Source organism: Bradyrhizobium sp. BRP22, assembly GCF_020194175.1.
Taxonomy (GTDB): Bacteria; Pseudomonadota; Alphaproteobacteria; order Rhizobiales; family Xanthobacteraceae; genus Bradyrhizobium.
In genome coordinates this window covers 19,427-35,840 of sequence record NZ_JADYVX010000031.1, presented here as the reverse complement: position 1 = coordinate 35,840, position 16,414 = coordinate 19,427, and the positions used below count along the sequence as shown (strand labels likewise).

Below are 16,414 nucleotides of genomic sequence, written 5' to 3'. Positions count from 1 at the left end.
CTTCACTATGCAGGCCTTGAAGGTCGCTTGAATGAAGCAGCTTGCCGGTCCCTTTGGGAAGATCAGGCCAAGTACTATCTGGAGATTGACAAGGAAGCGACAGCTGGTCTCCTCAATATTGCAGCCAGATCGGCGCATTGCCAGGACGTTGATGTGTTCCTTGCCGCGATATCTGGCGCCTTTGGACACGTTTTCGGCAGCTATTCGCTCTGGATTGATAGCCTCACCTCCACACGAGGTCGACTGTTTGATGATCTCGATCCATCTCAGATTATCGGCGTCATCAGCGAGATCGTTCCGCTTCCCTTGGCTCTCACGGGAACGGAGCCCCGGCCCGATCGTGCTCGTTCAATTTACCGTCAGCGCAATGCGCTGCCGCGCAGGGCAATAGGCTTTCGGGCCATGAAATTCCTGAACCGAGATCCCGCCGTGCGGAGCCGGATCGATCGCCTGCCCTTACCCCGAATTGGATTGAATTACCGAGTGGGTTTGCAGCGCCATTTTCCACGGCACTTCCTAGCCAAGGGCCCTTCTCCACTCTGGATCGGCACAGACATGGATGAAGCAGGCGTGAACTACCTCTTCTGGTTCAGTGTCGGCTATGAAGCCGGCCATCTACAGATCGAAACGAGGTATAATCCAACCCAAGTGGGTTATGAGGTGACCCGCAATCTTTGCACGGTGTTGCGACAGGAGCTGTTGCAGACGATCAGCGAATTCGGAAGAGCTCGGGACACTTTCATCCATGAATGAGCCCGATGCGGAATTCGCGCTCGGGACCGAGACCTGATGCCGAAGAAAAAGCAGCACATCGATCTATCAGACCCCGATCTCTCGAGGCTTATCCTGCGGCTCGCCATTCCGTCTGCTGCTGGCTTGTCGATCAACGCGTTGCAACAACTCGTCAACGCGATCTTTGTTGGCGCACTTGGCGCGCAGGCGATCGCAGCTGTCAGCATGACCTTGCCGATCGTGGTCCTGCTCGCGGCAGCCGGACAGGGGATCGGTGTTGGAACCGCGTCGGTCATATCTCGTGATCTTGGTGCTGGTGAGTACCTGGAGGCGAGTCGAGCCGCGAGTACCGCACTCGCGCTCGCCGCTCCGATCGGCATCGCGGTTACGGTCGCTCTGCTTCTAAACCTGCGAGGGATCTTCGTAACGCTGGGGGCTACGCCAACCATCATGCCCCTGGCGCTCGACTACGCGGCGACGATTTTGTTCGGGTATACCCTGATGCTTCTGAACATCGTCAACGGCTTCATCGCCCGAGCCGAAGGCAACACACGATTCAGCATGTGGACGATGATGACCGCCTTCATACTGAACGCCGTGCTTGATCCTGTCCTCATATCCCTACTGGACCTCGGTGTGCGAGGCGCAGCTCTGGCAACGCTGGTATCTCAGATCGCTGCTATTAGCCTCTATATCGCATATTTTACAAAGCTACGCGGGATGGTCCTTGTCAGGATATCTCACGTCTCGTTGGGAGCAGATCGCATCAGAAAGCTCGCGTTCATAGGGGCGCCGGCGACCATGACCAATATCTTATCTGCTGTTTCCGTTATGCTCTTGTACGGAGCTGCTGCGCGGTTCGGCGACGAGTCCATCGCGGCCGTGGGAATAGCCGTGCGAATCTTGACGATCGGCGCGCTGCCTATCACCGGTTTCTGTATGGGCTCTCAAGCTGTCCTGGGTTTCGGCTGGGGCGCACGCGACTTTGCTCGCGTATTGAAGGCCGCGAAGTTTCTGCTCTCGATGACTGTCTCTCTTTCCGTTGCGTATTCTGCGGCCATTGTGATTTTTGCCGGGCCTTTGGTCAGACTGTTCAGCGATAGCGATAAGGTCACGGAAATTGCCGTCTCGACCTGCATCGTCTTCCATCTCTTTTTTGGTCTTCTTGGTGTTCAGAGCTTCGTGACGACGATGCTTCAGTCGTTCGGGCGAGCACGCCTCAGTGCGGTTGTGTCCTTGGCGAGGCAGGGCTATCTCTTCATACCGGCCGTACTGTTGTTCCCGGCCATATGGGGCTTCAACGGACTGTTGGCCAGTCAGGCAATCGCTGAGCTGGGCGCCGGAATGATCGCGCTGATCGTCATGTTCCAACAGTTCGCTGAGCTCGGACGAGCGCTCCGGCACCCTCCTTCAAGAGTGGTCGAGATCGCGAGTTGACCTTACGTCGGGGACCAGAGCATTGAGCCAATATAGCCGGGAAGGTATTGCACTCCAAGAAAATGGCGAGCGTAACGTGCATGAGCCATGCAGCTAAAGTAGCGGTCTTGAGCGGCGGCCCTGGCGATCGGGCGGTCAGCTGGCTGCCATCGGAGGTCGTTGTGCGAACCTGTCCTGGTACTCGAACGGCCGAACTGAGCTCCTGCCGGCGGAAGTAGGGCCCGTGGCCACGGCCATCGACAGGAGAAGGCATGAGTTTGCGATCGGACCTGCCTGTGCAAGAGCAGCGCTGTCTGAGTTAGGCATTCCTCCTTGCCCGATCCCAGGGGCCTACATCGTGAACCTCTTTGGCCGCAAGGTGTGGTTGGAAGCATAACGCATTGTCCGGGATTCTGCGCAGCAGCCGTTTCCTCGAGCAGCGCTTGTTGATTGGTGCCCTGCGGATTCCGCTCGATGTCGCCCGCTATTGAACGAACCCGCTACGCGGGCGGCATCGATGGAGGTAGCTCTGCTGGTCATGCCGCGTCTCCCAGGCTGGAGCGGGCCGAGACGACGGCAGCCTAGCCGTCGTTAGGTGCGGGACTGAGCGTCACGACGAGATCCTGCGTTCGCGTGCGAGCGCTTATCCGCCGAAAGCGACCTGACCAGGGCCGTCGCCGGATGCGTACGCCCTGACTTCAATTCGATCGAGAATGCCTTCGCCAAGCTCAAAGCGCTCTTGCGTCAGGCCGCAGAACGAACCGTCGAAGGCCTCTGGACCGCGATTGGTCGCATCATTGATCGCTTCACAGCAACCGAATGCCGCAACTACTTCATCGCCGCAGGATACGCTGCAACATGATCGGCGAATGCTCTAGCTTGCGCCGCGGTCTCCTCCACGTTGGCGAGCTTTAGCTCGAGCTGCTCCAGCAATGCGCGTCGCTCGGAGGACTGTCCGAACTGCTCGTGGCGGAGCTTCTTGATCGTGAGTTTGAGCTTCTCGATCAGCGAGGCCCCCCTGGGCTTCGGCTTCCGCGGCCAAACAGGCCGCTCGCTCGAGCGAGCCCCGGTGTAGTGTCCGGGAGAGCCGCTCCAGCCAGCTCCATTAGCCCAAGCCGGGATGAGCCAGTCGACTCTGGAGGGACCGCCGATTGGCGACGAGGTTGTCAAGGTGCAGCGGCTCGTGCGCTGGCCGCTCTCCTTGGGCCAATCGTCGAACCAGCGCCCGCGTGCCGTCCACCACAAAGACGCCGCAATCATAGCTGTTCCGCTGCTGGGCCATGCTCGGTGACTCCAGGCGGGCGCGCAGCCGTCGTGCGAGCTGCGCTGCCGCCTCGTGGTTGTGTCCCCGGACAGAGTCGTAGTGATAGGCAACCGGCTCTCCTCGCGTGTGGCGATCAAGGAGCAGCAGCGACCAATGCGTGCCGAGGCGATTAGGATCCATAGCGTCGTTCACTGGCAGGAACAGGAAGTCGGCCGTATCATTACCATTTGGATCGTAGACGATGCGCTGGAACGCGCGGAGCATGTCGGGCTCGGCGCCGAAGCGCAGTTGATAGTGAGCTATCAGGGGATCCACGAACTGCGTCAGGGCGGCGAGTTCCGGACGGCCCCGCCGCAACTCCTCCGCCAGGAGCTCGTAATCCCTGTGGATATGCTTGTCGCCCAGCCATTCCTTGGCGCCGAGCTCTAGTCCACTGCGGCCGTGGGAGGAGGCGGTCGGATCCAAAGCCCCGATCTGAGCATCGGTGGATGTGCGCGGGAAAGGCGCATAACGAGCATCATCACGCAGCTCCTGCAGCGTGGGCGGATCTAGATCAATCACCTGCGGTCTGGGCGCATCCCGAATAAATGATACGGGACCAGCGTAGGTGTCCGAGCGACCCCCGGGAGGATGGGCTGGCGCAAAGTGAGCATCGTCGCGCAACTCGGACGGCGTTGGCGCATTCAGATCAACAAATGGCTCAAGACCAGCGTAGGTGTCCGAGCGACCCCTGGCAGGATCGGCTGGCGCAAAGTGAGCATCGTCGCGCAACTCGGACGGCGTTGGCGCATTCAGATCAACAAATGGCTCAAGACCAGCGTAGGTGTCCGAGCGACCCCTGGCAGGATCGGCTGGCGCAAAGTGAGCATCGTCGCGCACCTCGGACGGCGTTGGCGCATTCAGATCAACAAATGGCTCAAGACCAGCGTAGGTGTCTGAGCGACCCCTGGCAGGATGGGCTGGCGCAAAGTGAGCATCGTCGCGCAATTCGGACGGCGGTAGCGCATTCAGATCAACAAATGGCTCAAGCCTGCCCTTAGCATTTGACGCGGGCCTGGATGGTGATCCTGGTTCTTGCCGCTGTTCACTCGACCAAACCCAAGCTCCAGCGCTTCGGCTGGCCGGCGTTGAGGGAAGATCCTGCGAAGAGCCGGAAAACCGATCCCCCTGCGCGGCCGGCGAGCTCGGCTGCTCAGGGCCTGGCAGCCCCAGCTCTCGGTTCGCCTCGATGAGTTTCAAGTAGCTACGAAGGTGCGACAAATCGGGACCGTGTACTCTGCCTCCAGTCCGTTGGAATGCTACCACGTCATTGTCGAGGGATAACTGCTGCCTGCTGGAGCCGTTTAGTCGCCCAATAATGCTCCCTTTGCCATTCCCTCTAAGCCACGCACTCAGCGCACGAAGACGTGTCGCCCGCTGTTGCGCAGACTGCCTCAGCTTCGCAGTCGGGGTTTTAAGATCTTTCAGGGCTTGGCTCAGCGCGCCCTCGATGAGGGGCGCATCTTCAGGATGAGGAACGTTGTGACGGGGGGCACCGAGAACGCGGGGTTCGGGTGCTTCGACTTCTTCCCCCCCACGTAGCAGCCGCCTGAGAACGCCCAGAGCCGATCTAATGCGGTTCTGGCGGTCACGGCCCAAGCTCCTGTACTTCGCTATTTCCTCATCGAGCAATGAACCGTCTCGCAGCCGAGAAGCTACAGGGCCCCTATGACTTGCGTTGACCCAGCGGACAAAAGCCCTAAGCCCGGAAACACTGTTGTTGATGGCCCCTCTAGTGAGCTTGCGCAGCTCGGCGTCTACACGAAACCTCGCCAAGAGCTCCGCGTCTTCGGCCGGAAGCTGCTCGCCGATCAGCTCGTCCGGCGAGGACACCGGAGCTTGCCTCTGCGATGGTGACGCCGCCAGTTGATGGGATGGGGTCTGCATCAGCTGCCGCTCAACCGCGTCGCCCTGCGGGGGCGGCGAGGAGCTGGGTCCGTTCATCGTCTCCAAAAGCAGATCCTGCTGGTTCGCAGGCAGAGTCTCCGGCCAGCTGACAGCTCCGTTCGGCCCGCTGTGCTGCGCAGTCGCGGTGAGGGTCGGCTTCGTCTCGGCGCGAACCGCGTCTTCGAGATCAGGAAGGGGGCGAATATGACGCAGGAGTTCGATCGCTCTAGCACCCGCCGGCGACCTCAGGAGATGAGCCAGTGCGGCTCCGGCTTTTCTGCGGCCATGGGGGTCCGCCTCCTTATACCGGCTGACATCTTCATCCAGCGAGTCGTGGCCAAGCCGAGCAGCAATGCCGGGCTTATCGTTTTCACGGAGGTAATCACTGAAATCGATAAGAAGAGTTGCATAGCTCCTGGCCGTGTTGGCGGTGCTTGGGGGTGCTTCTTCCTTGTACCTTTTGAGGAGATCCGCATCCCGGGGATAGGGATTCCGCTCAACCCGGCTTGCAAACGGTGTGATGCCGCCCGGCGATTGGGAGGCTCGAAGATGATCCAGCGGGGTAGCGATGGCCTGCTCCTTCTTCTCGGCGAACTCCTGGGCATCCTTGTCCAGCGACTTGTCGTAAAGCCGGGAAGCAATGCCCGGCTTGTCGTTCTTCACGAGCCAATGCCCCAAGCTGAGAAGACCACGTAGATTGCGGCCGACCGTGCTCTCGGAGGCCCCAGCCTTGATGAGCGCCGGCCTCAGCCCCTCAATAAGAGAGGCATCTTCGCAATAAACAGGATCCAGGCTGCTACCTGCGAAAACCAAATTTGCATGGCCGGGCGGTAGCGCCGAGGAATTCAGCATCGTTCCACCGCCTTGACTGTGCGGAGCCGGCGTAGATGGGTGCCCGCTCGCCCGCATGATGGGAATCTGCTCGCCTGGCACGAGGATGTGGATGTAACGTTCACCTGTCAGTTCGTCCTGGTGGCGCCAGTTCACGGGATTAGGGGTCTCCGTAGGATTCAATGCCAGGCCATGCCGCGGTGGCTGAAGACACGACGATGCACCGGCTTCGTCACCCGTCCCAAAGAATAAATCTTGATCATCCCCCTCAGCGAGTGCCGCTGGCCAACTGAAGGCGGGCTGCGACCCGCCCTGCTTAGCCGCGGCCTCAATGGCCCCTGCCCGGGCAGTGATTGACGCGACTCCGCCCGGCGACTGAGAGGCGCGGAGACGATCTAGTGCGGTAAGAACGAGGTGCCTGCGACCTTGATCGAAGATCGCAGCGTCGCTGCTGAGCGATTCGTCGTTAAGCCGAGCAGCCACTCCCGGCTTGTTTTTTGCAAAGAGCCACCGGCTGAATCTGCGAAGAGGACCAACATAATTCGTCTTAGCGGTGATCTCCTCGTACCCAGCCTTAACGAGTGCTTCTTGAAGTCCGGAAATCAAGGGCGCGTCTTCGGGATGAAAAGCCGGACCATTGAGTTTTCTCGCTCCATTACGGAGATGATCAAGTGCCGCGCCGATACTTTTGTTACCCCCGGCCTCCTTGTAGCGCTCGATCTCTTCATTGAGCGGTTCGTCCTCGTTCCATGTCTCGTCCTGAAGCCGAGCAGCAATCCCAGGCTTGTTGTTTGTACGAAGGTAGTGGCTGAAATCCGTGAGAATAGATGCATAGGTTTTGGCGGTACTGGAAGTTCCGGCCGCCACTGCTTGCTTTTTGTACTCTTTGATGAGAGTTCCGTCCTTGGGATAAGGAGTCAGGTCAGGGCGGCCTGCGATCGGTACGACTCCCCCCGTCAATTGAGAGGTCCGCAGATGAGCTAGTGCCCAAGGGACGTTCGCCGTCCCACCTTTGGTTATGAACTCCTCGACATCCTTGTCCATCGACTCGTCATGAAGCCGATCAGCAATGCCCGGCTTGTCGTTTGCAAAGAGCCAGCGGCTCAAGCTGAGCAGATAACCGACGTAGCTCGTGGCGGTGCTCTCGGCGGCTCCAAGGAGCGCCTGCTTAAGGCCGGAAATAAGGCGCGCATCCTCAGCATAGAGCGGCTCCTTGCTGCGACCTACCAAGACCCAATTTGACTGAGCGGTCTGGAGCGCTGCGGCGCCCAGCACCGCCTCATCCTTTCCGGCATGCGCCTCAGATCGCGATGCCTCCGCTTGATGGGCGCGGACCTGCATGAGCACGGGAGCAGACGGGACAGCGATCTCGCTCAGCTGCTGCTCAAAGGCCGCCGCTTCTGTGGACGGAGCCGGTGAGCTCTCTTGCGGGCCCGCGGTGCCCGATTGTTGACGCACCCAGTTGGTGGATTGGAACTTCATTCGTTCTCACTTTCGGAATATAGGCCAATTTGAAGCCTGAGGTCGGTTGTGATTTGCCACGGACTCGACTCGGCAGCATCGAACGCAGCAAAAAACTACCCTGAAGGCCCCAAAATGCCGCGTCCAAGCACCCCAACCGCGCGCTCCAGTATTCTTGCAGCGATCGCCAGCTATGATCGCCTCTGGAGACCCCGCTCTATGTGCGATAGCTGTCGAGAACCTGACGCCGAGTCGAGGCCGTGTCTAGCTTGCCCTCCTTGATGACGAAATCATGCACGCCGTAGGACCTGGCGATCGAGATCGCAGCCGCGTGGATGCTGCCCCCAAGCGCGGACGTTCTTGGGAGCGGCTCAGAAATCGGCGGCTTCTCGAAATGCCGACATGGTCCAGCCTTGGCACGTCGAACTACAGCGCGGGCATTCAATCGTTAAGCGCCCCACCGAAGCCTAACAAGACAGTTACGATCATTTCGACTCCTCGTCAGCTTCTCGAAAGCTAAGCCTCGTAGCGAGAACGTCCAGGTCCGGCGTTAGCTGCTCAGATCTGTCAGAGGAGATGGGATGGATCCGTTGAACAACCTCAACCCATTCGAGGTCCCAGATGTCGAGCGGACGTACTACGACAGGCTGGAACAGCAGCAGGCGGACCAAGCGGGGTTTCAGCAGCATCTGAACGAGTTGCATCCGCACGAGCGCCCTCGCCCCAATTCAAATAGCCTCGGCGACGTGTATGTTGTGTTGAACAGAGATGCGGAGTTTTTAAGAATGCCGCACGAGGATCGCGTCGGACAAGGCACCTCGCGCACAACCGCACGCGACCTGGGAAGCTCCCACGCGTCGTCGCTGTGCTTGGTATTTGAGCCACAATCTGGATCAGATCGACGCTGAAGCGAGGCTGTTCCTCGGCCACTTGTTTGCGCAAGCTCCGGAACTCGCCACGGCGGTTGAGCTGGCGAGGCGGTTTGTGTCCCTTCTCAGTGGTAGCGACATCGCCGAGCTCGATGAATGGATCACTCAAGCAGCCAGGCAGCGAGCTCAAGAGCTTGGCCAACGGCATCGCGCGCGACATCGATCCGGTCCGAGCCGCAATAACGACCTCCTGGACAACCAGTCCGGTGGACGGCCAGATCAGCAGGATCAAAGCCATCAAACGACAAATGTATGGCCGGGCAAGTTACCCACTATTGCGTCGACGCGTCCTTCTGGCTGCCTGAGAACGACCGAGCAACTATCCAACCCCAGTCGCTCAAGCTGCATCAAATATGCGGAAGAACCCCCTGATGTCGCTGGGTCTCACCCTGATCGCCGCCGCGCAGCAAGGCTAAACGCGCGTGAAACGCCTTCGATAAACTCGTCTTGCGTTTGAAGGAACGTTAACTGCAACCTTCGAACAGCAAAGAGGAGGAGCCCGGAACGCTCAACAGCGCCGCAACTTGACGCATGCACTTTTTTCGGCAGGTAGGTAAGTCCCGGCTCCGTCGCCCGCCGAACATTTTCTGGTCAGATCGTGGAATCCCTAACGAAAGCTCAGTTTATCTTGTTTATGCATCTCTTGTCGTGAAAGCAAATCCTGGTGACTTGCCGGATCTTGCTGGCGAAGAAGCATCTCTCTTTCTTCTTCTTTTAGCTGAGCACCTCGCGCCGGTGAACGACGCTGCCAGGGAGGAATTCGCTGGCCGCTCGCAGCGCCTGATGCATATCAGCAATCAGGTCGCTCGCGTCCTCCAGGCCCGCGTGAATCCGAAGTAGCGGCCCTGCAAGAGCAAGCGATGTCTCCGTTCGTTTCGGCGGGTCGACTGCTAGAGCGAGGCTCTCATAACCTCCCCATGACGCACCGATACCAAAAAGCCGCAAGCTGTTGAAGAGAACCGAAAGTTGCGGTCGCGCCATCGGTTTTAGCACAACCCCGAATAGCCCGCTTGCGCCCAAGAAGTCTCGTTCCCAAATCTCGTGGCCGGGATCGCCGGGAAGCGCTGGATGCAATACCTTGTCGACAGCCGGATGCGCCTGCAGGCTCTGCGCCAGTTTGAGGCCGTTGTCACAGTGCTGCTTCATGCGCACTGCTAGCGTACGTAGTCCCCGCAGGGCCAAATAGATATCGTCTGGCCCTGCTGTCTCTCCAAAATGATGTGCACTCGACTGCAGCGCAGGCCAGGCGGCCTCATTCGCAGTGGCAATGCCCAATAAGACATCGGAATGCCCCACGATATACTTGGTCGCGGCATGGATCGAGATGTCTACACCATGCTGAAAAGGCTTAAACAAAAGAGGGGTCGCCCATGTATTATCCATAATCACGACCGCATGAGACTGGTGCGCGATAGCAGCGAGTACGGGCACATCCTGCACTTCAAAGGTCATGGACCCGGGCGACTCCAGATAAACGGCCCGAGTGTTCTCCTTGATCTTCGCCGAGAGCTCTGGACCTATCGTTGGACAGAAATACTGCACTTCGATCTGAAGTCTCGCGAGGACCTGCTCGGCAAAGGCTCTCATCGGTTGATAGACACTATCGCTGATCAGCAGATGGTCGCCTGCTTTCAGGACCCCAAGAAGCGAGTGGGCGCAAGCAGATAACCCTGACGGGAATAGGATCGAACGATAGCCACCCTCTAATTCGCAAACGGCTGTCTCAAGCGCGCGAGACAGCGGCGAGCCGAACCGGCCATAGGTGAGCGTCGGGTCGCGTTTCCGCGACTCCCATTCTTCCAGCGTTTCCGAAAGAATTGTAGAGCCCCGATAGATGGGCACATTGACCATTCCGGCGTGTTTAGCCGGTTCCCGGCCGAGGTGAGAGAGTTGCGTCTCGGTCTGTCGTCGATTGTTGCTGCCGCTCAGATTCTTCATAGTGTACTATCAAGTTTGCCGTTACCTGCCAGCGGACATCAGCAACAGTCGCCAGCCAGTCTGATTGAAGCAAAGTGCTCGTTCGATGATATGAGCGGCTCGTTAGTTCGTGGCCGCCTCTATTTTATGCGATTAGATCCCGTCTCTGATTTATCGAAACTGTCGCATTTCGTTATCTGATCGAGAATCCGCCGCCACTCCTTGCTCCACATTCGCTGCTCCAGTGACGCTTACAAAATCCGCGTGATCAACACGCAACAGCGCTCGCAACTTCGTCGTCTTTTGTCAGGCCCACTCCCCCTGAAAGCCAACTGCAAGAGCGAGGCCAAAAAGCGCTAACGCTCGTGCGACTGATTTTTCGAAAATTTGCAGAATCAGCTCGGCTTATCCGCCTGCTCTGTCCGAAACCAAACACACCATGTCTGAAACCGGACAACCTGCTTGAGAACACGACGCTGAGCTGACATAGAGAGTGACTATGTGATTTGCCTCTCCCCAAACTTGGTACAGTAATTGGAACCAGCAAACCCGGACGTGTAAGAGCAGAGCTGGCAGGGGGCAGCTCTCATCAGAGAGCATTTGGTCGTCCAGCGAACGTCCGGCGGCATCCTAAGAAAATCAACCAACGGGTCTCAGGCGGATCCTACTGCGATCGTCCCTCAGCTCATCGCACCGCGAGTTCCAACGTGAACGTCGCTATTAACCTTAATCAGAAGCGTGCGCGATGAAGTCGAGTCTCTGCGATTTGATCAAGCGAGCCTCTCCAGCGGTGATGCACCCATCCCGCTGCAATAGCGGCAACATCACTCAGTTCGAAGATCGATCTACGTCATCGCTGCCCTTGGCCCACGCTCGTCTCTATCAACAAGCTTCGGTTCGCGTACCCTCCAGTCGATGTCGGCATTGACGCGCATCAGCCCCATGCTCGATCTACGATTTTGAATCGATCAGGCCTCTACAACCTGACGCAGCGGAAGGTTCAAGCTCTTTCTTTGAAGTGAGTGTTGCGCTGCCGTTACAGCAATTCGCGATGACGTTGCTAAGACGCGCGCGGCCCGGGGGCCATCTAAAAGGAAAGAAACTGGAAATGAAGAACTTGCTGCTCGTGACTGGAAGCATCGTCGCGCTTGCCGCGGCGACGCCCGCATTTAGCGCGGATCTCGCCGCACAGCCCGTGTACACCAAGGCGCCGCCAGCACCGCCGGCGGTTGCGACCGCAATCTACGACTGGAGTGGTTTCTATATCGGTGCCAACGGCGGCTGGGGCTCGAGCCATAGCTCCTGGGATCTCGCGGGCCTCACGTCCGAGGGCTCCCACGACGTTAGCGGCGGCACCATCGGTGGTCAGATCGGCTATCGCTCACAGATGGGCCAGACGGTGTTTGGCATTGAAGGTCAAGGCAACTGGGCTGATCTCACTGGGTCCAATATCAGCATCGCTTTCCCAGCCGATATCAACCGCACCAAGACCAATGGTTTCGGCCTGATCACCGGCCTGATTGGCTTCACCTCGAACAACGTGCTGCTTTACGCCAAGGGCGGTGCTGCGGTGACGAGCAACACCTATCATGTCACCTCCACCCTCACTGGCGCGCAGCTGGCAAATACCGACAGCACGCGTTGGGGCGCTACGGTCGGTGCCGGCGTGGAAGTCGGCTTTGCGCCGAACTGGTCGGTTGGCGTTGAGTACGACCATCTATTCATGCCGGATGGCAACGTGAACTTCACCACGGGCACAGGTACGGTTACAACCGATCGCATCCGCCAGGATTTCGATCTCGTAACCGCGCGGCTCAATTACAAGTTCAGCCCGGTAATTCTCAAATATTGATCTCTTCGTGTTCAAACGGCGGATCGAAAGCCCCGGCCCTCGGGCCGGGGCTTTCTGTAACTATTCATGTGCCGCTAACCGCGTTCTGTATTTCCGGGGATGCAGGCTTTGACATCACCAAGGGCGTTTTTTGCTGCAGACCGACTGGTCAGGCCTGTTTAAGGTGTCCCGCCTCGAACGAGTAAATGGCAACGGCGAACCTGACGCGGCGCGGGCATACGAGTGAAGCAGGACAGACAATGAGCACGCAGACGGCCGGACAGTCGCCCGTTCAAGAGCTTCTCCTATGCGTCCGCGAACATTCGAGCCGAAGCCCACTTTCATTCGGCGTACACAAGCCCTGTTCAGCCTGCGCATCTCACGTTTGAAAGCGCCGGATTGGTCAAGTTGCTGAGAGTATCTTCCGACCTGTGATCGAGGTGTTTTGGTATTCTGCGGTCGCCGATCGTGCAGATCATTTAATCTGAGCTGTCATTGCCCATTGACCCCGAGCTCAACACGCGAGGAGAAGCTCGTTGGCGCCTGTTGACTCAAGCCCAACCGGAGCGACTGTTGCCTAAAAGCGCTGCCATATCCCTCTAATCGCTTGGCCTCCTGGCTGGTGCTAGCAGAATGCTTTGTCATCGCTGCCCTTGGTCGCTAGCTGAGGGGCATTTGGTTTGGTGCCCTGCTCCCACCCTGCCCCGCCTTTTGGCCGGATGCATCCCAGTCGTCCGAACGGCGACCCAGAGTTCCTTCATTCAAATAGGGCGCAACGCCGCGTCCGTGAAGAACTTACTATTTGCCTAAAGACGGGGGCGGAGTCGCGTCGGTACGCGTGGGCAAGTTCGGATACTCAATCTTCGGTAGCTGCCCAGTTAACGAATTCAGAAACGCAACGATATCGTCCTTTTCTTTGTCGCTAAGCTCGATGCCAAGTTGGACTTCACCCATGACGCCAACCGCCTCCTTAAGGCTCCAAACCTGGCCTGAATGGAAGTATGGGGCGCGCAACGAGACGTTGCGGAGCGGCGCGGCGCGGAAAACGTATTCATCGCTGGCCGCCTTGGTGACCACGTGTCGGCCCTTGTCAGCGGTCGGAAGGAGGCTTGTGCCCGGCCTTTCGGCCACACCAAACCGGAAAAAATCCTGTCCACCGACGTTGATTCCGTTGTGACAAGAGTAGCATCCCGTTTCGATGAACAGCTTCAATCCTGCCTTCTGCTGATCATTAATAGCATTCGTATCGCCTTCAAGGTATCGATCGAAGGGAGCTGCGGGTGTGATCAGAGTCGCTTCGAAAGCCTCGATCGCTTTTGCGAAGTTGTCAAAGGTGACCGGTGACGCCTCGTCTGGGAATGCCTTCTTGAACATGACCACATAGCCGTCCATGGAGTTCAACGTATCGAGCACATGATCTGGAGTCGCGTTCATTTCGACCGGCGCTTGGACCGGTCCCTTAGCTTGCGCCTTCAGGTCTGCGGCGCGTCCATCCCAGAACTGCGCCACGTTGAATACCGCGTTGTAAACGGTTGGCGCCCGGCGCGGACCCTGCTGCCAGCCGTGCCCGACCGACGTCGGACCGGCATCGACTCCGCCCGTGCCAAGATTATGGCAGCTATTGCAGCTAATGATCTCGCTGGCCGACAGCCGCGGCTCGAAGTACAGCATCTTGCCGAGTTCAACCTTCTCGTGGGTGACCGGATTGTCCTTCAGGACAGGCACAATCGAGGGGATCGGTTTGAAAATCTGCCTAGCAGCTCCCATCAACTCATCATCGGCGCTGGCTTGTGATGAGGCCAGCATCGCAACGGCCGCAACGGATAACCTGCGTAAACGGTAAAGCGCCCACATCGCTAAACTTCTTCAACAAATCTCATCGGCACCGAGACGGGAGGCATCGCGCGTCTTACGTCGCCGCGCTAACGCCTGCCCAGTGTTTCTGGATCTCGATAGCAACGTCCGTGCCAATGGCACTCGCAACAGTTAAGCCGTTGATCTGTTTCCCAAACCAAGTACGACCCAGCGGATAGAAGATGCGACTTGAGCACCGCCAGAAGCTGTGCGGCGTCAGAAATGCGACAGCCACGAACGAGTGGCGGCCGTTTCGTGGGCAACCGGCGTGGCCTTTTGTGGCTGTACCGATGCCGCATGCAAATCGCTGCTATTTTAAGGAGATTAGATCATCATGCCCATGCTCGCCCCTGCGAGCGGACGCTACACGCTCAGGTAAGTTAGGACATGTACTCATCTGTGCGCGCCCCATGCGATACAAGTGGTTTTTGAAGAAGATCGGCACTAAGTCGGATGTTGCTTCCGATGTTGGAAAGCCTGGCGTGGCATTCGCATCCGCGCGGCCGAATTCGGACGCCAGCTGGTCCGCGACGCGCAACAGAGTCAGGCTTGCCTCATCCTTATGTCCATTCCGGCACCCGTGTGATCACCGCAAGCGCATTTACCACGGCCATTAAGGAGCCGAACAACTTTAATAAATCCCGATCTGTTGGGTGTGGGGATCGGCTTGACGACGCGCCACTATCAATCCGGAGACGCCGACTATGACGGCCATATATCCCGACGTGGCGACCGCCATTTGAGAGGGCTTCTCTGCGAAGCAGCGACGGTCATTCTGACGCGCAGCACAACCAACAGCACGCCGCGCACGTGGGGCTTGCAGCTTCGGGAGAGGATCGGCTTCGAAAGAGCGACCGTGGCACTGGTGCCCGGCAAGCGGCTGCTGAACTGCTACTCTCGCCCGCAAACATAAACATACTTCGCGCCGGCGGCTGGGCGGCCGCGGTGTCTCCTACTTGCGATACTGCGCCGGAGGCCGCGGGTTGTTCGCCGGATTAGTATTGACCTGCCACTGCGTATTTCCTCCAGAAGGAGTTAGAGTCCGGCCCGAACAAGGACGGACAGATGAAGCGAGCAAGGTTCACGGACGAGCAGATTATCGCGGTATTGAAGGAGCATGAGGCTGGGGCGAAGACAGCCGACCTGGCTCGCAAGCACGGTGTTTCCGAAGCGACGATCTACAACTGGAAGGCCAAATTCGGCGGCATGGAGGTTTCCGAGGCGAAGCGGTTGAGGGCCTTGGAAGAGGAGAACGCGAAGCTGAAGAAGCTTCTGGCCGAGCAGATGCTCGATGCGGCCGCGCTTCGCGAGCTGCTTTCAAAAAAATGGTAGGGGCCGCCGCCAAGCGCGCTGCGGTCGCGCATCTGCAGGCCGTCATGAGCCTGTCGGAGCGGCGGGCCTGCTCGATCGTGGGTGCGGACCGGAAGATGATCCACTATCGCTCCAGCCGCCCGCCGGACGCAGTTCTGCGTGGCCGATTGCGCGATCTCGCCAACGAGCGGCGGCGTCTCGGCTATCGCCGCCTGTTCGTCCTGCTGCGGCGGGAGGGCGAACCATCGGGGATCAACCGGATCTACCGGCTTTATCGGGAGGAAGGGCTCACCGTCCGCAAGCGACGAGCCCGCCGCAAGGCCGTGGGGACCCGGGCCCCGATCCTGGTGGAGGCTAAGCCCAATGCCCGCTGGTCGCTGGACTTCGTCCACGACCAGTTCGCCAACGGGCGGCGCTTCCGCATCCTCAACATCGTCGATGACGTCACCAAGGAATGCCTGGGCGCCATTCCGGATACGTCGATCTCGGGACGGCGCGTCGCCCGCGAACTGACGGCGATCGTCGCACGACGTGGCAAGCCAGGAATGATCGTGTCCGACCATGGCACCGAGTTCACCTGCAACGCCATGCTGGCCTGGAGCAAGGACACGGTTATCGACTGGCACTTCATCGCGCCAGGAAAGCCGATGCAGAACGCCTTCATCGAGAGTTTCAACGGCCGGATGCGCGATGAGCTGCTCAACGAGACTCTGTTCTTCGATCTCGATGACGCCCGCGCCAAGATCGCCAATTGGGTCGCCGACGACAATCTCCAGCGTCCCCACTCGTCGCTGAAATACCTGACCCCCGCGGCCTACGCCGCCCACCTCACCGCAACGGACGATCGGCTGCGCAACCCCGACCAGCTCCGCCGATCGTCCGTTGCTACAACCGTGCCACTTGGCGTACAAAACCCCGAGGCTCTAACTGCCGCTGGATGAA

Annotated in this window: 9 protein-coding genes and 2 pseudogenes; 7 read left to right on the top strand and 4 right to left on the bottom strand. The window is 58.8% G+C overall.

All coding sequences use genetic code 11. From position 1 onward, the window contains the following. The first annotated feature begins 27 nt into the window (after positions 1–27). From I6F35_RS29830 to I6F35_RS29815, 3 genes and pseudogenes are all read left to right on the top strand, one after another. Complete coding sequence (locus tag I6F35_RS29830; RefSeq protein WP_225121219.1) at positions 28–753, top strand: hypothetical protein; 726 nt, start codon at positions 28–30, stop codon at positions 751–753. Between the two features lie 36 nt (positions 754–789). Further along, positions 790–2,169, top strand: coding sequence for an MATE family efflux transporter (locus I6F35_RS29825; protein ID WP_225121218.1), 1,380 nt, complete (start codon positions 790–792; stop codon positions 2,167–2,169). Between the two features lie 670 nt (positions 2,170–2,839). Then, positions 2,840–3,010 (top strand): annotated as a pseudogene (locus I6F35_RS29815) (IS630 family transposase); the annotation flags it as partial. On the opposite strand, the gene I6F35_RS29810 reads toward I6F35_RS29815, so the two are convergent. Continuing rightward, positions 2,977–3,318 carry a transposase gene (locus I6F35_RS29810; protein WP_225121217.1) on the bottom strand — a complete coding sequence of 114 codons (342 nt, stop codon included), beginning with the start codon at positions 3,316–3,318 and terminating at the stop codon, positions 2,977–2,979. The pseudogene I6F35_RS29815 and the gene I6F35_RS29810 sit on opposite strands and share 34 nt — an antisense overlap. Beyond that, positions 3,254–7,651, bottom strand: coding sequence for a Ulp1 family isopeptidase (locus I6F35_RS29805; protein ID WP_225121216.1), 4,398 nt, complete (start codon positions 7,649–7,651; stop codon positions 3,254–3,256). Before I6F35_RS29805 ends, I6F35_RS29810 begins: the two co-directional genes overlap by 65 nt. A 560-nt stretch (positions 7,652–8,211) precedes the next feature. On the opposite strand from I6F35_RS29805, the gene I6F35_RS29800 reads away from it, so the two are divergent. Continuing rightward, a complete protein-coding gene (locus tag I6F35_RS29800) occupies positions 8,212–8,538 on the top strand; it encodes a hypothetical protein (protein WP_225121215.1) in 327 nt (108 codons plus the stop codon). A 735-nt stretch (positions 8,539–9,273) separates the two neighbouring features. Here I6F35_RS29800 and metC read toward each other — a convergent pair. Then, positions 9,274–10,497, bottom strand: a complete 1,224-nt coding sequence (gene metC / locus I6F35_RS29795; protein ID WP_225121214.1) for a cystathionine beta-lyase — start codon at positions 10,495–10,497, stop codon at positions 9,274–9,276. A gap of 1,087 nt (positions 10,498–11,584) precedes the next feature. Here metC and I6F35_RS29790 point away from each other — a divergent pair. Then, the gene (locus I6F35_RS29790; RefSeq protein WP_225121213.1) at positions 11,585–12,328 is read left to right on the top strand and encodes an outer membrane beta-barrel protein; all 744 of its coding nucleotides are present in this window, start codon (positions 11,585–11,587) and stop codon (positions 12,326–12,328) included. Positions 12,329–13,105: 777 nt separating this feature from the next. Here the strand turns inward: I6F35_RS29790 and I6F35_RS29785 are convergent. Then, complete coding sequence (locus I6F35_RS29785; protein ID WP_275945511.1) at positions 13,106–14,161, bottom strand: cytochrome-c peroxidase; 1,056 nt, start codon at positions 14,159–14,161, stop codon at positions 13,106–13,108. Between the two features lie 444 nt (positions 14,162–14,605). Between I6F35_RS29785 and I6F35_RS29780 the strand changes: the two are divergent. Next, positions 14,606–15,074 (top strand): annotated as a pseudogene (locus I6F35_RS29780) (transposase); the annotation flags it as partial. Positions 15,075–15,226: 152 nt separating this feature from the next. Beyond that, a protein-coding gene (locus tag I6F35_RS29775) for an IS3 family transposase (RefSeq protein ID WP_225121212.1) occupies positions 15,227–16,413 on the top strand; the annotation gives its coding sequence in 2 pieces (ribosomal slippage) (positions 15,227–15,479 and positions 15,479–16,413; 1,188 coding nt in all). Position 16,414 lies beyond the last annotated feature (1 nt).